15 protein-coding genes and 1 riboswitch are annotated in these 19,994 nt (G+C 43.0%); of the genes, 6 read left to right on the forward strand and 9 right to left on the reverse strand.

Annotated features, from left to right (window positions below; all coding sequences use genetic code 11):
* Nucleotides 1-17: 17 nt before the first annotated feature.
* From G496_RS0116445 to G496_RS0116455, 3 genes are all read left to right on the forward strand, one after another.
* Nucleotides 18-752 carry a 4Fe-4S dicluster domain-containing protein gene (locus G496_RS0116445; protein ID WP_027180232.1) on the forward strand — a complete coding sequence of 245 codons (735 nt, stop codon included), beginning with the start codon at nucleotides 18-20 and terminating at the stop codon, nucleotides 750-752.
* 69 nt (nucleotides 753-821) lie between these two features.
* Nucleotides 822-1,742, forward strand: a complete 921-nt coding sequence (locus tag G496_RS0116450; RefSeq protein WP_051295115.1) for a formate dehydrogenase accessory protein FdhE — start codon at nucleotides 822-824, stop codon at nucleotides 1,740-1,742.
* 242 nt (nucleotides 1,743-1,984) lie between these two features.
* Nucleotides 1,985-2,659 carry a hypothetical protein gene (locus G496_RS0116455; RefSeq protein ID WP_051295116.1) on the forward strand — a complete coding sequence of 225 codons (675 nt, stop codon included), beginning with the start codon at nucleotides 1,985-1,987 and terminating at the stop codon, nucleotides 2,657-2,659.
* A 96-nt stretch (nucleotides 2,660-2,755) separates the two neighbouring features.
* On the opposite strand, the gene G496_RS0116460 is transcribed toward G496_RS0116455, so the two are convergent.
* From G496_RS0116460 to G496_RS0116470, 3 genes are all read right to left on the reverse strand, one after another.
* Entirely contained in the window at nucleotides 2,756-3,631 is an 876-nt protein-coding gene (locus G496_RS0116460; RefSeq protein WP_027180235.1) for a methylenetetrahydrofolate reductase, read from the reverse strand.
* Nucleotides 3,632-3,698: 67 nt separating this feature from the next.
* Nucleotides 3,699-5,975, reverse strand: coding sequence for a 5-methyltetrahydropteroyltriglutamate--homocysteine S-methyltransferase (metE, locus tag G496_RS0116465; protein WP_027180236.1), 2,277 nt, complete (start codon nucleotides 5,973-5,975; stop codon nucleotides 3,699-3,701).
* Between the two features lie 76 nt (nucleotides 5,976-6,051).
* Nucleotides 6,052-6,269, reverse strand: a riboswitch (cobalamin riboswitch).
* A gap of 236 nt (nucleotides 6,270-6,505) precedes the next feature.
* Entirely contained in the window at nucleotides 6,506-7,081 is a 576-nt protein-coding gene (locus G496_RS0116470; protein ID WP_027180237.1) for a DUF4136 domain-containing protein, read from the reverse strand.
* Between the two features lie 807 nt (nucleotides 7,082-7,888).
* Between G496_RS0116470 and G496_RS20155 the strand changes: the two genes are divergently transcribed.
* A complete protein-coding gene (locus G496_RS20155; protein WP_034633698.1) occupies nucleotides 7,889-8,263 on the forward strand; it encodes a PilZ domain-containing protein in 375 nt (124 codons plus the stop codon).
* A 497-nt stretch (nucleotides 8,264-8,760) separates the two neighbouring features.
* Entirely contained in the window at nucleotides 8,761-10,650 is a 1,890-nt protein-coding gene (locus tag G496_RS20160) for a methyl-accepting chemotaxis protein (protein WP_051295117.1), read from the forward strand.
* A 148-nt stretch (nucleotides 10,651-10,798) separates the two neighbouring features.
* On the opposite strand, the gene G496_RS0116495 is transcribed toward G496_RS20160, so the two are convergent.
* The 5 genes from G496_RS0116495 to G496_RS20995 form a co-directional block, all read right to left on the reverse strand.
* Nucleotides 10,799-12,535: a phosphoenolpyruvate carboxykinase (ATP) gene (locus tag G496_RS0116495; RefSeq protein WP_027180238.1), complete on the reverse strand. Its 1,737-nt coding sequence runs from the start codon at nucleotides 12,533-12,535 to the stop codon at nucleotides 10,799-10,801.
* A 559-nt stretch (nucleotides 12,536-13,094) separates the two neighbouring features.
* Nucleotides 13,095-14,174, reverse strand: a complete 1,080-nt coding sequence (locus tag G496_RS0116500) for a sodium ion-translocating decarboxylase subunit beta (protein ID WP_245577947.1) — start codon at nucleotides 14,172-14,174, stop codon at nucleotides 13,095-13,097.
* 89 nt (nucleotides 14,175-14,263) lie between these two features.
* Nucleotides 14,264-14,536 (reverse strand): OadG family protein, encoded by a 273-nt coding sequence (locus G496_RS0116505; protein WP_027180240.1) that lies wholly within the window; start codon nucleotides 14,534-14,536, stop codon nucleotides 14,264-14,266.
* 34 nt (nucleotides 14,537-14,570) lie between these two features.
* A complete protein-coding gene (locus G496_RS0116510) occupies nucleotides 14,571-16,424 on the reverse strand; it encodes a biotin/lipoyl-containing protein (protein WP_084407600.1) in 1,854 nt (617 codons plus the stop codon).
* Nucleotides 16,425-17,065: 641 nt separating this feature from the next.
* Nucleotides 17,066-17,242, reverse strand: coding sequence for a FeoB-associated Cys-rich membrane protein (locus G496_RS20995; RefSeq protein WP_084407601.1), 177 nt, complete (start codon nucleotides 17,240-17,242; stop codon nucleotides 17,066-17,068).
* Nucleotides 17,243-17,936: 694 nt separating this feature from the next.
* On the opposite strand from G496_RS20995, the gene cbiM reads away from it, so the two are divergent.
* On the forward strand, nucleotides 17,937-18,545 hold the full coding sequence (gene cbiM, locus G496_RS0116525; protein ID WP_027180242.1) for a cobalt transporter CbiM: 609 nt from the start codon (nucleotides 17,937-17,939) through the stop codon (nucleotides 18,543-18,545).
* A 45-nt stretch (nucleotides 18,546-18,590) separates the two neighbouring features.
* Here cbiM and G496_RS0116530 read toward each other — a convergent pair whose 3' ends face one another.
* On the reverse strand, nucleotides 18,591-19,961 hold the full coding sequence (locus tag G496_RS0116530; RefSeq protein WP_027180243.1) for an MATE family efflux transporter: 1,371 nt from the start codon (nucleotides 19,959-19,961) through the stop codon (nucleotides 18,591-18,593).
* Nucleotides 19,962-19,994: the final 33 nt, after the last annotated feature.

Here is a 19,994-nt window from a genome sequence, read left to right on the forward strand (position 1 = left end):
ACCAAAGGAGTTAAAAAATGAGTAAAACCTTCTTTGTGGACACTTCAAGGTGTACTGCATGCCGTGGCTGCCAGATCGCCTGCAAGGAATGGAACGACCTTCCGGCCACAAAAACAAAACAGCGTGGTTCGCATCAGAATCCGCCTGACCTGAACCCGTTCACATATAAATTGATCCGCTTCAACGAGCACATGATCAACAATAAAGTTGAATGGCTGTTCTTTCCTGACCAGTGCCGCCACTGCATTGACGCACCGTGCAAGGAAATAGCGGACATGTATGTGACCGGGGCAATAGTAAAAGACGAGGAAACCGGAGCTGTTCTCTATACCGATCTGAGCAAACTGCTCAAAAAGGATGAGTTTGAGGAAATCCGGGATGCCTGCCCCTACAACATTCCGCGCCGCGACACCGGAACAGGACTGTTGTCAAAATGCACTATGTGCATTGACAGGGTCAGGAGCAACCTCCTGCCTATGTGTGTGAAGACATGCCCCACCGGAACAATGAACTTCGGTGAACGCGAAGACATGATAGAACTGGCTGAAAAATCTCTTGAGAGAGTTAAAAAGGATTTCCCGGATGCGGAACTGATCTGCAAGGATGACACAAACGTCATCTATCTGGTGGCCTTCAAGCCTGAAATGTATCATACTTTCGCTACGGCTGATGCTTCTGGAATCGGCAACAAACTCAATCGCAAAACCTTCTTTGCCGAGCTGGCCCGCCCGGTAAAAAAAATGATTGGTTGATAAAAATACTATCCGGCGGTCCTTCTTCAGGAAGGGCCGCCTGTTTGTAAAATTCAAGGAGCATTCCAGATGGCCGAGAATCTTACTTTGGAAACAGGCAAATCCCCCTTTTCGGACGGGATTAAAATTCTTAAATCATCAATCCCGGCAACGGAGACCATACTGGATGCTTATATTCCGGTTGCGGAAGCATCGCTAAGCGAAATAAAGCGACTCTCCGACTGGGATAAAATAGATCTACCGGTACCGAATCCTTTAATTTTTGAGCAGGGTCGCCCTTTACTGGCAGATTTACCATTACCCGACTTTGGAAATGAATTTTCAAACGTTTCTATAAGAATGGTCGAAGCACTGAAATCAGCATTGCCGCACCTTGAACCTGAATTTCAATCCGTGCTGAAAGCCCTTGAAAAAACAGACTTTGCCAATCAGACTGCACAGGCTTTATGGGAAGGTAATCCTGAAAGGATTGATGATCTGAGCGAAGAAGAAATGCTTTCCACCAAGGCTCTGCATCTTGCTGGTGTTTCCGTACTGGATGTTTTTCTAAAAATTATTCACGACAAAGCAGCTCCGCTGATTAACAATCTGCGCTGGACAAAAGGGTATTGCCCAATCTGCGGGTCATTTCCTGATATAGCTCTTTTCAGAAAATCAGGGACCGACGACCCTTATTTAAAATCACATGGCGGGCAACGCTGGCTGCATTGCGCCAGTTGCGGACACGAGTGGAGATTCAAGCGCGGAACATGCGTATACTGTGAAAATCAGAAACACGAAGAACTCAAATACTTTCAAAGCAGCGATAGAATGACGGAAAGGATTGATGTCTGCGAGAAATGCCGACGATACCTGATAAATATAGATTCACGGGAATACATTAAAGAACCTGACCTGAGAATCGCGGCCAAAGCCTATATACATCTTGATATCATCGCCCAGCAAAAGGGATACACTCCCCTTGCCATCACCGGCTGGAATTCTATCTGATCAAACGGCTTACTCAATCTTTAAAAATCCGGTCCCTCTGACAGATATTGTCCGGGGGACTTTTTACGACTTATTAATTGCACATCTGCTAAAATCAGCATGTTTTATATCCAGACCGATAAAAAAGTGGTCATCACAACAAAGACCGTGCTATCCATTGCTGAATCCAAGGCATTAATAACAGACCGTTTGCAAAAAATATTGCATTATAATGACAAGATAACAAATTGGAGGTTTAAAAAATGATCATAAGAAAATACATCAAAACAATTATTCCGCTATTTCTTTTTTCACTTGTAATTTTTTCTGCAACAGGAGCTTCAGCTTTCAACCTTAATGACCTGTCCTCAGCTGTGGACAGCACTACAAAAGCTGCCAAAGGAGCCGCACAGGCTTCTGATCTGCTTAATGACGCACAAAGCGTCTACTCCGGTTTTTCCACAATGACAGAAAAAACCGTTGATGCTCAGGTAACAACAATGAGCCTCATAAAGCCGGAAAAACAGAGCGGGCTGATGTCAGAACTTAACGGCTTCAATTCGGAATCAGGTTTTAGTAAAGTTGCAAAACTTACAAGCTTTTCACAGCTCATGGATTCTGAACTGGACAAAATTGATCTTGCATCCGGTCTGACAAAAGTTGTTACTGAGCCTGAAGGCAGAAAAAAAGCAATGTCTGTCCTGACAGATCTCAAAAGTGCCTATAGTTCCGGTAAGGGCTCGGTGAGCAAGGCTAAATCACTGTACAGCTCGATTACAGAGTTCACCAGCTCACCTTCTGCTGAAGGTGTCAGCGGTACGGTCATATCCAAACTCAAAGACTATTCAGGTAAAATCCTGCCCTACATCATTGAAAAAGGACCTGAACGTCTCGAAGCCATCAGTGGTCTGATAAAAACTTTTTCATCAGTATTATAATCTTACCGCGCAGTTGATGCGGCTTAAATGATATTAAAAAAGCTCCTCCGATTTACGGAGGAGCTTTTTTGCATCTTTTAAAATAAATTCAAGCTGCTAGGCAAAAAATCCGTCCTGCTTAAGACCGGTTATCAGTTTTTCACACATTTCAGCTTTATTTAAAGTATATATGTGGACTCCGGGAGCTCCGCCATCAAGAAGATTTTTAATCTGTTTACGCGCAAAATCCAGTCCGAACTCTTTAACAGCAGCGTCACCGCCATTCTCGAAAGCTTTTTCAGCACCGCAATATATGTCACCGGGAATCGCCGCTCCGCATAACGACATAATATGCTTTAGTGATCCAAGGCTCTGAATAGGAAGAATTCCGGGTAGTACCGGCGCATTCATGCCAAGATCATTCAAACGCTCAACATAATCAAAGTAACATCTATAATCAAAAAACAGCTGGGTAATGGTAAAGTCTGCCCCGCAGGCAACTTTACGGCTATGTTGAATAAGGTCTTCCTCAATACTCGGAGAATCAGGATGTGCTCCGGGATACCCGGCCACAGCAATTCCTGCCTCCGGAAATTTACCACTTATATAATCAACAAGATCTGAGGCATGGGAAAACCTGCTTGAAGCTGTTGGATCATCTTTTCTGCCGTCACCGCCAAGAGCCAGAAAATCTTCAACACCCTTATCAAGAAGCGAACCTACAAAATGATCAATTGAATCTTCCTGAGCTCCTGCACAGGTCAGATGGGCAACAACTCCAATTCCAAACGAATTTATACGTGAACAGATTTCAAGGGAATTTTCATGGCTGGTTCCACCTGCTCCATAAGTTACTGAGGCAAAAAGAGGACCAAGGTCTGCAAGCTTGCCTGCTGTATCCATAAAACCCGGCCATGTGGATTTATCCTTTGGAGGAAAAAATTCAAATGAAAAAAACTGTTTCCCCTCTGCCACCTTATTCGCAACTTTCATTGTCTCAGTTCTCCGATTTAAGCTTCCGGCAGGGAAATTTTCTCCCTGCCGGATTTTATATTATAAGTTAATTTATCTTTTTTCTGGTAATCTCAGCGGCTTTAACCATATTTTCCAGCGAGGCTTCTGCTTCAGGCCATTCGCGGGTTTTTAAACCGCAATCCGGATTAACCCACAACCGTTCGCGCGGGATAACCATCATTGCCCGGGAAAGGAGTTCTGCCATTTCATCGGCAGAGGGAATTCTGGGACTGTGGATGTCGTAAATTCCCGGACCTACTTCGTTGGGATAATTATATATGCTGAAAGTGTGCAGCAGCTCCATATCACTTCGGCTTGCCTCCATGCTGATAACATCCGCATCAAGGTCGGCAATGGAACTGATTATTTTACCAAAATCGCAATAGCACATGTGGGTGTGAATCTGAGTTTCATTGCGGACAACGGTTGAGGCGAGTCTGAAACAGGCTACAGCCCATTTAAGATAATTGTCCTGCTCCGAAATTCTCAAGGGCAGCCCCTCGCCAAGGGCTGGTTCATCTATCTGAATAGCTTTCACTCCAGCGGCTTCCAGATCAGCAACTTCATCCCGTATCGCCAGAGCAAGCTGCCGGCATGTTTCACTGCGCGGCTGATCGTCACGCACAAAACTCCAGCAGAGCATGGTTACCGGTCCGGTCAGCATTCCCTTGACCTCCCGGCTGCTTACGGATCTGGCATATTGAATCCATTTAACCGTCATGGGTTCAGGGCGTGAAATGTCGCCAAAAATTACCGGAGGTTTTACACAGCGAGACCCGTAACTCTGAACCCAGCCGTTCTCGGTAAAGCAGTACCCGTCAAGCTGCTCCCCGAAGTACTCAACCATATCATTGCGTTCAGGTTCACCGTGAACCAGCAGATCAAGACCTATTTTTTCCTGACGGTTAATGCAGTCCTTGATTATTTCCTTAAGTTTGCCTTCGTAGACATCAACATCAATCTGTCCGTCTTTATATTTTCGCCGCAAAGCCCGCAGTTCATGAGTCTGGGGGAATGACCCGATGGTGGTCGTTGGTAGCAGAGGAAGCCCAAGGTTGTTTCTCTGGGATTTGGCCCTCTGACTATAAGGTGCTTGTCGTTTATAATCATCAGAGTTCAAAGACTGAATACGTTCGGTAACTGCCGGGTTATGAACCCGCGGGCTTTTGCGGCGGGACTCCTGAGCCTTGCGGCTTGCAAGGAGTTCTGAAGAAATATCTTCACCATTTACAGCTTTTGCAATCAGGCCTATCTCCACACATTTCTGTCTGGCAAAGGCAAGCCATGATTTTATTTCCGGATCAATTTTATTTTCATAATCGAGGTCAACAGGAGAATGAAGCAATGAGCACGAGGAACCGGCCAGCACACGCTCACTTCCAAGGGTGTCAACAGCTCTGCGCACATTATTCACAGCATTATCAAGATTTGTTTTCCAGACATTGCGACCATCAACAACACCAAGTGAAACAGCCATATCAGGGGAAACCAGTTCCAGAAGCCGCTCAAACTCATCACAACCACGAACAAGATCGGCATGAAGAGCATCCACCGGCAATGAGGTGGCCAGTTCAAGATTCTCTCCGTAGGTTCCAAAATAATTGGCTATCATCAACTTAACATCTGGAACGGCCGCACGAAATGCAGCATAGGCATTCTTGAAACCGTCTTTAAGTTCTTCGTCCAGATCAGTAGCCAGAACAGGTTCATCCAGCTGAATCCAAGAGCATTCTTTGGACAAATCCTTTAATAGTTCAATATAGGCTTCAACCAGACCCGGAAGCAGATCAAACTTATTAAATTCAACCTTTACGGACTTACCGAGGCTCAAAAATGTCAACGGTCCGGGCAGAACTGCTTTGGGAGTAAATCCTGCTGCTTTTGCTTCCCGTACCTGATCCACTATGGAATTATCAGCCACATAAAATTTCTGCCCTCTGGTAAATTCCGGCACTATATAGTGGTAGTTGGTGTCAAACCACTTTGTCATCTCCATAGCCTGCACTCCACCTTCACCGGCCTCGCCGCGGGCCATGGCAAAGTAGAGTGACAGTCCGCTTGAATATCCTGCTTCAACATATCTTTCAGGAACAACCCCGAACCTGAAAGAATTATCAAGGATATGATCATATAATGAAAAGTCGCCTACAGGCAGCAGATCTATCCCTGCTTCATGCTGAACAGTCCAATTCTGTTTTCTAAGATCTGCGGCAGTTTTCAAAAGTGATTCTTTGCTTGTCTGTTCTTTCCAGTAACTTTCAAGAGCTTTTTTAAGCTCACGGTTACCCCCCATCCGTGGAAAACCAAGAGTGTGCGTCAGCATACTTATCTCCATGTTTAAGATTTCAGCTATTCCAAAGCTGGTTTGAAGACAGATTTACTTTTCCCGGACGCGGGGATCATAAACAATAAGCTCGGGACGTCTTCCGGCTTACGGACTGCGGTTGACGCACCTTGCAGAAAACTTCCCAGTATACCCAGTGTCTTCTGCACAATACACTCATATTAAATGGAATGTATTAATAATGTCCGATTACGGCAGCGCGCCTGCGACGGACTCTCACCGTCTTCCGTTTCCTGAACTTCGCCTTCAATGTCTAAGTAGATATATAAAGATATTGTTATATAGTCAAGCAAAACTAAAGCTTATTCAGAACCAAAATTCTATGAGTGAGTTAACCCCAAGTCCATACTTACGCATGGATTATAAAAGGCAGCCTTTTCAACTTCAGCTTTAACACTGAAAACTGTCCAGCCCTAAAATTGGTCCTTTGGGTGTAAACATATTTCAGGACGGCTCACTCACCAGAATATAAAAGTCCCCTTGGATTCTTCCAAGGGGACTTTTTCAAATTATTTATTGCAGCTTCTTAAATTGACCTTTTCAGAAAATTTTCCCGGTTGGCCCGGAAAATGTGAAAGAGCTCCTTTCAACAGGCATGGACCGACAACAGCCACCCCTTCCCTGTCGGAACTGGATGCTGAACTGCGCCATAGAAAAACAGGATTGTTCTCAGAGCCCGGGCTGATCATATATATTTTAACCTGATTAATATTGGTTTCTGAGTTACCTTCGCGCTTAAGACTGTCATCTACATATTCTTTATCAATATAATTGTAGCCCCAGCCGACACGATCATAGCTGACCCCGCGGGCTGTGAAAGATTTTGAACCATATCTGACCATCACAGAAAATTCCGGGGACTTTTCATCGTAAATGTAGCCTTTCTGTTCCAGTTCACTCTTAGCCTGCGCATAAAGTTTTTTACCAAGCTCTCCACTATCCTGACCGGAGTCTGCCATATTAAAGCGTTTCATTGTCTGGATGCCCTGAGTTGAAACTGGCTGGTTACGGACTTCCATATCCACATATACACATCCCGACAGGACAAGCCCGGCCATAACAACCAATAATAAAAATTTTCTCACCACAAACTCCTTAAGAACAGTGCTTCGCCTGATATTAACTAATTAATTTACTTGTTACTACCCGTTTTATCTAAGTCAATAAAGAAATAAATGACCTGAATCCCCCTTATCACCTTAAGAAAGAGATAAGCAGGACAAAAATGTTTTGGAAAGAGTCGGAACAGGTGTCTATGCCTGCACTTCCGCCGGGGCTATGCACGTTCTGGCTTTAAAAGCAGACGGAACTCTATGGGCGTAGGGAACAAACAGTCACGGAGAACTGGGAGATGGCACCACCACAGACAAAAGTTTACCTGTAATGATTTTTCCAGCCTACCTGACTAAAAAAACTTCAACTGATATCGCCACGATTAAACTTCTCCTGCTAAATTAAAATATTAATTTAGATAGCCAGAAACGGCTGTCTGCGGTTTTCAAAATTTGAAACTGTAGGCAGCCGTTTTTATTTAATAAAAACACAATAATGGACTTTGATGATGCTCAAATCAGCTTTTCAGCGACTTAATTAATAATTGAATCAGCTCTTGCAAATTTACTAAACATAAATTTTGTTATTTGTTTTCTAAATAAATTTATTTTTAACTTATTAAAAAAGCATACAATCTTACACTGTATTTTTTAACACGATACAGCAAATAAATGTGATAATCCTCTTATCTTACTTATTTTTTTAAATTTTATAGCATATAAAACGAGTCATTTAAACATATCTACATAAGTAACCTTATTAATTATCACCTTTCTAAAGAAAACAATTCACCTTTTTATTATGAAAGTGTAATGGCTTCCTCTTGGAGGGAAGGGATCATGAAAAATAATATTGAAAGAAGAAAAAAAGAAAGAATTGAGCTGAAGACAGTCGTTGAAGTTCTGAGAATGTGCGATATCGCTGTCATGACCGGCAAAGAAGATGTAGATGTAACCATCAGGGATATTTCCACGACTGGAATGGGCATAGAAGTCTCCGAAGAAACGAGCATTAATCGGATTGACCTTGGTGATAATTTATTTATCCGTGGATGCATCTTCAACGATAATATAGGATTCTTAAGCAGCCAGAAGGCATCTGTTGTCTGGAAGTGCAACAATAAATTCGGACTTCGCTTTACCCCTGAACTGGATATAAATTTAGACGGCATACGCGAAATGCTCATAGGTGGTTCATACCGCCTGCTTCATTAACATTCCGGCACTATCATTATTTTGTAGCTGTGACCTATTTTATGCTCACTACTTAAGCTTATCCTAAGATAATAATTTGTACTTCAAACCGGCGACCAAAAGCATATACCGGCATCATCTGCTTAGATTATAAATTTTCTTTTGATATAGACCAACCACGTCATACACATATCAAGACCTTGCATATCCTTAAAGCTCCGATCGATTGTAAACACTCACTTATCATATAATCCATTTCCAAAACACATATATTAAAGTAAACGTTCTAAAGAAAATTTAAATAACTTTACTATGGTATATCGCTAAGTAGCAGAGAACTGCTAGCAGTATATCAGCATAGAGACTATTACATTAATATTTGGAGCTTGAATTGCATTATTATGAATGCTATATTGCCACAAATTATTTCTTACAACTTTCCTAACTCAATACCTAACGATAATTTAATCATTCCGTCACATTAACTCCTACAAATCAAATTTAACAGGTATTAAATCATGAAACTAAACCTCAGGACTAAATTCATAGGTATAATAATACCATTTGTGATCCTTGCCATAGCTGTTCTAACCTGGATTTCTTACTCAACCGGAGCTGAAAACCTTGAAAATGTTCTTAAAGGCTCGATGCGTTCAACTCTTGATAAAACAGATTCCGAGCTTAGTTTCTGGTATGAGAATATCAGCAGGGAAGGATTAATTTTAACAGAAAATGAACTCATAATATCAGCTGTTAAAAATAAATCTTTCAAAGAAGCCAGCAACCTTCTCATGACATACATGAAGAAATCACCTTCTTATAATAGAATGACAATTATCTCTCCGGATGGAATTGTTGAAGCTGACGGTTCAGGAGGTGATTCAGTAGGTCTTGATCTCACTAAATCGTCTGCTTACATAGAAAATATTCGGAAAAGCAGAAACGGTCAGATCGTGCTTTCCAATGTTGCCAAATCGCCCATAACAGGTGAACCGATTGCTCTGCTGACCTTCCCCATCAAAGAACATGGCACTCTTTACGGAATTCTCGGAATTTCTTTCAAGGTAATGGATTTCAACGAAAAATTTCTTAAAGGGATTAAAATAGGCCAGCATGGGTATCTGTTCATGCTTGATAAATCAGGCCTGACTATAGCTCATCCGAATACAGCTGATCTTTTGAAACTCAACATGTTCGATCTGGAATTCGCAAAACCCTTAAAGACGAATTCATCCGGCATCTCGGATTACGCATACAATGGCATAAAAAAAACAATGATCTGGGTTAGAAACCCCAAAACAGGATGGACAATAGCTTCCACAGTAAACCAATCTGATATTTATGCCGCAAGCACAGCGATGGCCTGGAAAAGCCTATGGCTTGGACTTGGCGCAATAGCAGTGCTTGTCATTGCCATAATGCTGACAACAACGAAAGTTATCATCGCCCCTCTGAATAGAATTCTTAAGGTCATGAAAGAAATCAGCAAAGGCAATCTCACTGCAAAAGCAAGAGTTGTCGGTAACGATGAGCTGGCTGAACTATCAGAGTCCACTAATGAGATGGTAGCTAAAGTTGAATCTGTGGTTTCAACAGTACAGGAGATATCAGAGTCAGTTAAATCAGGTAGTGATGAACTGAGTTCCACTGCTCAGATGATGTCTCAGGGAGCGACTGAACAGGCTTCTTCAATGGAAGAGATTGCAGCTTCAATGGAGCAGGTCGTGGCCAGTATTTCCCGCAACACTGACAATGCCGGTGCTACCGAAAGAATAGCCCTTAAAACAGCAAATGAAGCTTTGGAAAGTGGTAAAGCCGTTAAAGAAACAGTTTCTGCAATGCGGGATATCGCCGACCGAATTTCAATAATTGAAGAAATAGCCAGACAAACCAACCTGCTGGCTCTTAATGCCGCAATTGAAGCAGCAAGAGCAGGAGAACATGGAAAAGGGTTCGCTGTTGTAGCTGCTGAGGTTCGTAAGCTGGCGGAAAGAAGCGGTAACGCGGCATCAGAGATAAGCGAACTTTCAAGCTCCAGTGTTTCTATTGCTGAAAATGCCGGAGAAATGCTCGACCGAATCGTACCTGATATCAGGCAGACATCTGAACTTGTGCAGGAGATTTCAGCCGCCAGTGCTGAGCAGAATTCCGGAGCACAGCAGGTGAATTCAGCTCTGCAACAATTTGATCAGACGGTTCAGCACAGTGCCTCAACATCAGAAGAAGTCAGTGCATCCTCTCAGGAATTGGCCAGTCATTCACAGGTTCTTTCAGATACCATAAGCTTTTTCCATATTGAAAACAGCCGAAGTTCAGCTTCAAGGTCACGCCGTAAGACCCCTAGACTGCCTCAGGGAACAGGTTCCGACACCCTTGACTTCAATGAAGACGGATTACAGAAATTCTAAATATAATTCGAATAAAAAACAAAAGCCCTGACCGAATTCAATCCGGTCAGGGCTTTTGTTTTATTGAGCTTTGCCAGTCTCTTAAAAAAATGCCGGAACAGATAAACTCTGCTCCGGCATCTTAAATTCATAACATTCTTAAAGCAGGTTAACTTTTTATCTGCAAAGCATTGGTCAGCTTTGAAAGCAGATCGGATTTGCAGTTGAGATCGGGTGTACCTTCAAGGAACTGCCTGCGCTGAGCAAATCTATCCTTGAGAGTCTGCACATATTCACTTTCGTTATTTACATGTGCCGGATTGTAATCATCGTAGTATCCGGGAAGAATTTTTTCCATGCAGTTACGCTTTGGAATCTGTGATCCCGGCAGCAGATCCCAGTCTTCCCATTCAAGCTTATCCATAAGGATGAGTGACTGGAGAGTAAGTGAAGTCTGAAGCGGAATTGCTCTGAGATCAGCATCTGAAGATTTCCAGAAACCGATGGAGTTGAAGCTGTATCCTGTAGCTCCATGATCAAAAACATTTATAAATGCTTCAACATCCTTCCAGAGATCATATACGCGGAAGGGATTGGCATAAGGTATAAATACCAGTTTTTTAAGTTCTTCTTCGGAAACGTTTTCGGCAAGATTACGCTTGGTCATAAGAGCGGCACCCATAGCAACGGCCAGATATGTATCTGTAAATCTGATAACCGGTGGCAGGCAGGTATCCTTCATGAGCCAGCACATTGTTTCCGGGAATGAACAACGGTTAACGTATTTACCCAGCAGATCGCGGTCTATAAGCGCCCTTCCATTCGGGTTGCGGAGATCCTGACCGAGGGGAAGAATTTTACCATCGACATTGATGGCACCGTGGTTCATTACGGAAACGACATATTCCCAATCCTGATGTCCGATTGGTCTTGAGTCGGTTTTATCAAAAAGAGTAGGCTCCCACGCACGGCAGACTCTGTTCTCTATATCAATCTGAAAAGCGTCATCATGCAGAACACTCTTGTTGAAGCCTTCAGGAAGAGTTCCGCCATTGTCATGCGAATTGGTGTGGGATGATTTTCCTGTTCCGGAAAGGCCGAAGAAGGCAATTGAGCGTTTGCCGATGGACTTGACGTCTTCGTCTTTGCAGCCGCTGAAATCAATTTCCTTGATTCCGCCATGACAAGCAGCCATACCGACCCTGATTCCTGAGGTCCAAGCCAGTGTGAGGGTACCCTTTTTACGCTCACCGAAGTAACGCATTCCGAAATTATAAATTACGTTAGCGTCTTCATCTACGAGAGCAAGCTGCGGAAAGCCCTGATTATGATAGAAAGGATCTTCATTACGCCAGAGGTTATCACCTATGATTATGATATCCTGAATAGGAAGTTTGGCGCTTTGTTCATATTTTTCTTTGACTTCATCAAAGGGTGTGAAATTAACAAGCCAGTTGAAAATATTTGCAGCATCATCTTCACCGCCGATTATGGTGGCTTTGATCATCAGATCCTGATCAAGTCCGACAACAGCTTCTGCCTTAATCAAGGGACGTTTCTGCATATCTGAAACAGCTTCACGCAGGTCACCGAGAACCTTGCGCTGATCAGGACCATTCAGCTTATTATAAAAACGACGGGCCTGAGCAGTTCTTCCAACGATTTTACCCTGACAGTTATTGATAACTTTTGCGCCTTCTTTAAGTCCAAGACGTTTGGCTGCTGCCGGATAAACAGGCTGATCCGTTTCCATTACATCCCACTGCTTGAGAGCCATTTCATAAGCCTCAGCTGCGGTCACAGTTCTGATTTTTCTATCACAAAGGAGAGTTTCAGCCATAGCGCGCAACGGCGGTATGCTGGAAAGATCATCCTTATAAAATTCATAAGTAGACTGGCTTGCCACGATTGATCCTCCAAATAAAATCATCAAAAAAAAGTGTTTAAGACGGGCATTACCCGCATTCAGTCAAAAAGGCCAGAGTTAAGCATATATATTTTGCGTGTTTTTTCACAAACGATTTTAACAGAATATTGCACATCCAGCTTTATCTTCTAAAAATATCACAATTGGGAGAATCATTACAATAACAATTTTAAAAACAGTCTTTATTTTCAAAAACTTACAAATTTATTTTCAAAAATGAAACTAAAATAAAAATAACTTTAAATAAGTTGGCTTTTATAAGGCATATTTTAATTAAAATTAAACGGATAGAGATTTAAGCATTCCAGTAAGATACTTCTATAGCTTATCTTCTTTTTCATATTCCAACACGTCAGGATTCAAAACCAAACTAAATCAGACTCACTCAGTCTGAAAAGTAGCAGCTCAAAATTAACTTTAAGCCTGTTTTAATATTCCAAATGCAGATTAAGGCTTAACTATCTTGAGACCTTGAAAGCAAATACAAAAAAAGGCCCGTCAAAGACGGGCCTTTTTAAATAACTTAGACTGTTCGCTGCTAGCCGAGAACAGACCACAGGATACCTGCAGCAACAGCAGAACCAAGGACACCGGCAACATTGGGTGCCATGGCATGCATAAGCAGGAAGTTGTGCGGATCTTCACTTCGTGCAACGTTTTGTACAACACGGGCAGAATCAGGAACAGCGGAAACTCCGGCAGCTCCGATCAGCGGGTTGATTTTTACTTTCAAGAACAGATTCATCACTTTTGCGAAGATAACACCGCCGGCTGTAGCAATACAGAATGAAGCGGCACCGAGTGCAAAAATAAATAAACTGTCATGAGTCAGGAATGTCTGCGCCTGAGTGGATGCTCCGACAGAAAAACCCAGCAGAATTGTAACAGAGTCAATCAGAGCGGTTCTGGCGGTTTCCGCGAGTCGTTCTGTAACTCCGCTTTCTTTAAGCAGGTTTCCGAAGAAAAGCATACCTACCAGAGAAAGAGCTCCCGGAGCCATAAGCGTAGTGATGAGAAAACCACCGATCGGGAAAAGAATCTTTTCACGGGCGGTTACATCACGAGGAGGAGCCATTCTGATAAGGCGTTCGTTTTTAGTTGTTAAGAGCCTCATAATAGGCGGCTGGATAACCGGTACCAGAGCCATATAGGAATAAGCCGCGATAGCGGTTGCCCCTAGAAGATGCGGCGCCAGCTTGGACGACAAAAAGATTGTTGTCGGTCCGTCTGCACCACCGATAATACCGATTGACCCGGCTTCTGCCGGTGAAAAGCCGAAATACAAGGCTCCGACAAGTGTAAGGAATATACCTATCTGTGCAGCCGCACCCAAAAGGATAAGCTTCGGATTTGAGAGCATGCACGTAAAGTCGGTCATAGCTCCAATTCCAAGGAAGATAAGCGGTGGAAAAATTCCTTTTGTTACTCCATAATAAATGTATGAAAGCACACTGCCGTCATCATAGACGCTCAAAGGCATGCCCGCTACCGAAGGTATGTTACCAACAATGGCACCAAAACCGATCGGAAGAAGCAGCAGCGGCTCATAGTCCTTTATGATCGCTAGGGATATGAACACGATGCCGATGACAATCATAATGAAATTGCCCCAGGTCATCGATGCGAATCCCGTTGAATGCAAGAAACTGATTAATATATCCATGGCGTACTTATTGGGCGCATACCGGTTTGAACACCGACACTGCCTTAGCTCTTATTTTTTTGCAGATAAGCCACGGCTGCGGCTACAATTTCGGCCTCTGTCTGATTATCCTGAACCGCCCTGGAGGCAGGTTTAGGAGCTTCACGGTGAACTGTGGGCGGAACTATCTTGTTACAGAATCCGGCAATCTTCGGGATCAGAGCAATATAGCAGCTGACAAGAGCCAGAGCCACAAAAACAATCGCCATTCCAGATAGAGCCAGACTTATTCCACCGTTATTGATCACATTGTCAAAGCTGAACATCACTTGATGCATGAGAAACTCTCCTGTGAGCTTGTAGTGTCGTCAGCTAAACGGACATATTGATGAGAGTCTGAGCCTGCTGGACCTGCTCCCCTGCTGAAACCAGAATTTCGGAAATAGTTCCGGGCTTGTGAGCCTTAACTTCCATTTCCATTTTCATAGCTTCCATAATCAGAACAGTCTGTCCTTCTTCCACTACGTCTCCAGGAGCTACATCAATTCTGATGATGAGACCCGGCATAGGAGCGGCTACAGGCTCTGTTACTCCTGCGGCAGGAGCTGGAGCAGCTGAAGCCGGAGCATCGCCTGCGGCACCTATGTTGAAGACCTTACCGTTAAGTTCGGCTTTGCCGCCGTCAACTTTTACAGTGTAGTTCTTGCCATTAACTTCAACATTTACAGTACCTGATCCGGTTCCTCCCTGTGGAGTTCCGGCAATCTGTGCAGCCTGCTTTGCTTCTACATCCTTTTTATAACGGATGTTTTCGCGAGCTTCGCCCTTAAGATAGGTGATACCCTTATCTTTGCATGTGGCGACAATAAATACATTTTCATCATTAACAGGAAGGCCTTCATCCTCAAGACGTTTACGAGCCTGCTCAAGACCCTTGCTGGGATCGGCATCGTTGATTTCAAGAGGAGTTTTCAAAGTAGGCTCAAGGTTCAGCTGTTCAGAAGCCATTTGGACAACTTCCGGATCAGGGGCGACCGGAGTTTTACCAAAATAACCGAGAACCATTTTGCCGTATCCTTCAGCAAACTTTTTCCATGGTCCGAACATCACGTTGTTGAAAGCCTGCTGGAAATAGAACTGAGAAACAGGTGTTACCGATGTTCCGAATCCACCTTTGCGAACAACTTCACTCATCGCCCGGATAATTTCAGGATAGCGGTCCATCAGGCCATTGTCTCTGAGCATCTGGGTGTTTGCGGTGAGAGCTCCGCCGGGCATAGGGCTGAATGGAATAACAGGATCAACCTTGGTGGCTTCAGGCGGCAGGAAATACTCTTTCATACAGTCACGGAAAACATCCTCAGCCTTGATGATTTTATCAATATCAACATCAAGGGTGTAATCAGTGCCGCGAAGAATGTGCCACATTGTCACAACATCAGTCTGGCATGTTCCGCCGGAGGTGGGAGCCATGGAAAGGTCGATAGCATCGGCGCCGGCTTCAATAGCCGCCATGTAACAAAGTCCGCCTATGCCTGCTGTTTCATGGGTATGAAAGTTGAGCATGACATCTTCAGGGAGCATTTTGCGAGCCCTTTTGATGGTTTCGTGGACCTTTGCAGGGGTTGAAGTACCTGAGGCATCCTTGAAACAGACCGAATCAAAAGGAATATCGGCATCAAGAATTTTGCGCAGAGTGTCTTCGTAGAAAGCAGCGTCATGAGCACCGGAACAGCCCGGAGGCAATTCCATCATGGTAACAACCACCTGATGCTTCAAGCCGGCATCTTTAATACACTGCCCGCTGTAAATCAGGTTGTTGACATCGTTTAACGCATCAAAGTTGCGGATTGTTGTCATGCCATGTTTGGCGAACAAATCAGCATGCGCTTTGATAACGTCGCTTGATTGGGACTCAAGGCCAACGACGTTGACACCTCTGGCGAGGGTCTGGAGATCGGCATCAGGTCCTGCTGTTTCACGGAACCTGTCCATCATGTCGAAGGCATCTTCATTAGCGTAAAAGTAGAGGGCCTGGAACCGCGCTCCGCCACCTGCTTCAAACCAGTCGACTCCTGCTTCTCTCGCTGCAGCTACAGCAGGGAGAAAATCGTCTGTTTTTACACGGGCGCCATAAACGGATTGAAATCCGTCACGGAAAGCAGTGCACATGAACCTGATCTTTTTCTTGGCCACTTCCCCTCCCTTGGTCTTGCGAATGTCCATAAAAAACCTGCGGACAGCCCGGTAGCTGCCAACAGGAGACACTCTTTACTGAGACCTGTTCTTATTTTGTAAGGAAAAACCGGTGAGTTAAGAGAACCAAAATGTCAGAAGAAACAAACATGTAACCTTCTGACTACCTGAAAGTAACCATTAGCTAACACAATTCGATCACAATTTCAGCAAGAAAGAGTGTTCAAAAAAAAATTTAATCTAAACTGTGAGTCAATTTGAACCTTTTCAAACAAGAGTCTTAATTATATCAAAACTAAATTCGAAAATTTTATAATACAAAAATCAACTATTTATAATTTTTATAAAATAAATATTCATTATTTTAATACTTTTCTGATAGTTTTTTTTTCAAGTCTCAAAACTGAGACTAAGATAAAACAGCCTCAGTTCTGCATATTTTTGAAGACCTCAAAAAGACCTTTTAATTTCTTGTAGAGTTAAAAAACACACTCTAAATCACAATTTTGTTTTTTATTTTATTTAAAATTTCACAAAAACGAATTTTTATCTTTAATTTCAAATTAAATACTTCTTTTATTCTTTTATACTAAAAAAAGCAGAGCTGGGTCTATTCGACCCAGCTCTGCTTAAAGCAATTCGTTTTTTAAAAATCAGTAGATTAAGTAATTTTATTTAGGATGATTTGAATGGTAATCTTCCAAAATGGCAGAGTTGCATTTGTCGCTGGAATTTTCTGAGCATCCCGAGCATCCGCACCCGCAGGAACTTTTTCCCGGACCAAACCATTTTCTGAGTAAAAAAAATGCCGCCACTATAATTATTGCGAGAACTATTATGTTTTCCATGACCCACCTTTTTGATATTGAATTTCAATTTCCTTAAAACTACTTCCTGAACTTTCCCTTGTCAACAAGCATAAGTGGAAAATTTCAAATAAGCAGTTACGGAGCTGAAGAATCAAAGCAGTTTTGAGGCGAGGCTGTATATCTTCTGGAGCTGAGGAGAATATTGTTTAATAAACATACTCAGTTGATAGCCTGAAAAGATTAGAAATGCCGTGAATCCACCGAAGACCAACAGATCAAAGGCTCTTTTCAAAAATTTACATATCTTTTCTGAAGCATGCATATTTTTCCTCCTTCATTCAAAGAAGCAATGCATGTGCCATACATGGTAATAATCTGAAATTTAAACATTTTTAATTATTAAGAATTATTAATTTACATAAAGCGCCACCAAGGTCGCATAAAATACTTAGAACAAATAATCGGTTAACCCTACATATATAATATAAGGTAAATTCAAGCTGTAATTCTGACAGTAAATATTTAATACGCTCTAAGAATCTATAATTACAGAATAAATATAATCACCAGAAGGCAATCTCCCCTTGCAAGTTGACACCCTTAGTCCTGTGTTATAGTTTTCTAAAACGTATTCACTTATTAACCTTTAATTAAATACTGTAATCAAAATTTGTTCTCATTTTATCTATAGTAACAACTAAATGGAGTGGCTTCACCGGAGGTTAACACTGGTATGCATATTTCTGAAGGAGTCCTTTCTCTGCCTGTTATCTCAGTAGGCTTCGCAATTACTGCTGCAGGAACATGGATGGGACTAAAAAAAATCGATTCCGAGAAACTGGTGACAGTAGCCCTGCTTTCATCAGTTTTCTTTGTGGCTTCACTTATTCATATCCCCATTGGACCATCAAGCGCGCATCTCATAATGAGCGGACTGCTGGGGCTTATGCTTGGCTGGGCTGCATTCCCGGCTATACTGACAGGACTTCTGCTTCAGGCTGTCCTTTTTCAGTACGGCGGTCTGACCTCCATAGGGGTCAACACAGCCGATATGGCTCTACCTGCGGTAATTTTCTATTTTCTCTTTAAAGGTCTTGTCAGCAGGGGCGGAAAGTACATGAGCATAGGAACATTTCTGTGTGGAGCACTCTCCATTGCAGGCTCTTCAATAATGACGGCTGCGGCCTTATCTTTTTCTGATGACAGCTTTATCGAAGCGGCACAGGCTATTATCTATGCCCACATCCCGATCATGCTGGCCGAAGGATTGATCTGCATGTTCGCATACGGATTCATCCATAAAGTCCGCCCGGAAATGCTTGTTCCCGAAAGCGTATCCTGATTCTAAAAAAAAGTCCCCGAGCTGTATCAGCACGGGGACTTTTTTTTAATCTATAACTCTCATACTTTCCCACTTCCCTCCTCTGAACCGAAGCACAAAGAAGATTCCCAGAACAAAAATATAAGCTGTAAAAACCGCCCACAATTCTGTGGAGTTAAAATCCAAATAGTTAGCACCAAGATGGCAGGGCAGAACTAAAGCCAGCAATCCACCAACGGTAACGGCTTTAAGGACATAAAAAACATCTCCGGCTCCTTTCAAGGCTCCGGCAAAAGTGAGCACGATACCATCCATCAATACATAGCAGGCCATAAAAACCATATATATTCTGCCATGCTCAAGGACGGCACCAAATTCTGAATCAGAAACATCATTGGGACGAAAGAAACCGATGAGCGTATCCGGGAAACAAACATATATAATTCCCATCAGCAGCATCCACACCAGAGTAATGTGGAATGCACATATAGTCGCCCTTCTGGCCATTTCAGGTCTGTTCTGCCCAAGAGCCTGTCCCACCAGAGAACTGACTCCAATAGAAATTCCATAAGCTGGGAAAAATGAAAGGCCGTCTATGGATAAAACAATATTGCTTGCAGCGAGAACAATTTTACCTAGTCTTCCCAATACATATACAAAATATGTAACTGCAAAAATATCCACGAAGAACTGAACACCGTTGGTCAGACCGTATCTGACAAAACGCCGAAAAAGCTCCAGATCAGGTTTCCACGCTGATCTGACACTATACATTTTTTCATTTTCATCAGAAAAAATCAGCTTCAGGTAAAGGCCGACGATTACTGCGGACGCAGTCACAGTTGCTATTGCCGCACCTTTTATGCCCATTTCGGGAAAACCCCACAATCCGTTGATAAGAACGTAATCGAGCGGGATATTAACCAATGCGCCAATAAAATTCACCACCATAACTGTTCTGGTCAAACCTCTTCCGGAGTAAAAACCGGAGAGAGTGGAATCAAAAACAGGCAACCCCGCACCAAACATAAGTATGGTATAGTAAACCTTTTCAAGATCCTGAATTTCCTTAGGATGATCAGCCATGGCAAACAGTGGATCGGCGGCAAATGCTAATAGAAACATAATGAACCAGGCAATAAGTGAGAAATAAATTCCCTGCCAGAGACTTGAGCCGACCTTACTATATCTTCCAGAACCGGTGTACTGGGCTATGAAGACGTTGACATAGCTTGAGACCCCCATAAAAAAAGATATAAATAAAAAGGATAAAATACCGGCCGGAAGGACCGCTGCAATGGCTTCAACAGAATAATTTCCCAGAAAAATTCTGTCTGTGAACTGCATAATGGTTGTAGAAGCCATGCTTGCGGCCAGCGGAAGGCTTATCTTGAGAACGTCTTTATATCCAAAGGGTGCGCTCCATTTACTGAACATCGGGGTCTCCTGATAACGAAATCGGCATTATTC

The organism is Maridesulfovibrio bastinii DSM 16055 (genome assembly GCF_000429985.1).
Classification (GTDB): Bacteria; Desulfobacterota; Desulfovibrionia; order Desulfovibrionales; family Desulfovibrionaceae; genus Maridesulfovibrio; species Maridesulfovibrio bastinii.

Bases quoted from the DNA above. Each gene is read 5' to 3' on its own strand.
- cbiM (WP_027180242.1), top strand. From the start codon at position 17,937: ATGCATATTTCTGAAGGAGTCCTTTCTCTGCCTGTTATCTCAGTAGGC.
- G496_RS0116450 (WP_051295115.1), top strand. From the start codon at position 822: ATGGCCGAGAATCTTACTTTGGAAACAGGCAAATCCCCCTTTTCGGAC.
- G496_RS20155 (WP_034633698.1), top strand. From the start codon at position 7,889: ATGAAAAATAATATTGAAAGAAGAAAAAAAGAAAGAATTGAGCTGAAG.
- G496_RS0116510 (WP_084407600.1), bottom strand. From the start codon at position 16,424: ATGGACATTCGCAAGACCAAGGGAGGGGAAGTGGCCAAGAAAAAGATC.
- G496_RS20160 (WP_051295117.1), top strand. From the start codon at position 8,761: ATGAAACTAAACCTCAGGACTAAATTCATAGGTATAATAATACCATTT.
- G496_RS0116505 (WP_027180240.1), bottom strand. From the start codon at position 14,536: ATGCATCAAGTGATGTTCAGCTTTGACAATGTGATCAATAACGGTGGA.
- G496_RS0116500 (WP_245577947.1), bottom strand. From the start codon at position 14,174: ATGACCTGGGGCAATTTCATTATGATTGTCATCGGCATCGTGTTCATA.
- G496_RS0116455 (WP_051295116.1), top strand. From the start codon at position 1,985: ATGATCATAAGAAAATACATCAAAACAATTATTCCGCTATTTCTTTTT.
- G496_RS0116530 (WP_027180243.1), bottom strand. From the start codon at position 19,961: ATGTTCAGTAAATGGAGCGCACCCTTTGGATATAAAGACGTTCTCAAG.
- G496_RS20995 (WP_084407601.1), bottom strand. From the start codon at position 17,242: ATGGAAAACATAATAGTTCTCGCAATAATTATAGTGGCGGCATTTTTT.
- G496_RS0116460 (WP_027180235.1), bottom strand. From the start codon at position 3,631: ATGAAAGTTGCGAATAAGGTGGCAGAGGGGAAACAGTTTTTTTCATTT.
- G496_RS0116445 (WP_027180232.1), top strand. From the start codon at position 18: ATGAGTAAAACCTTCTTTGTGGACACTTCAAGGTGTACTGCATGCCGT.
- metE (WP_027180236.1), bottom strand. From the start codon at position 5,975: ATGCTGACGCACACTCTTGGTTTTCCACGGATGGGGGGTAACCGTGAG.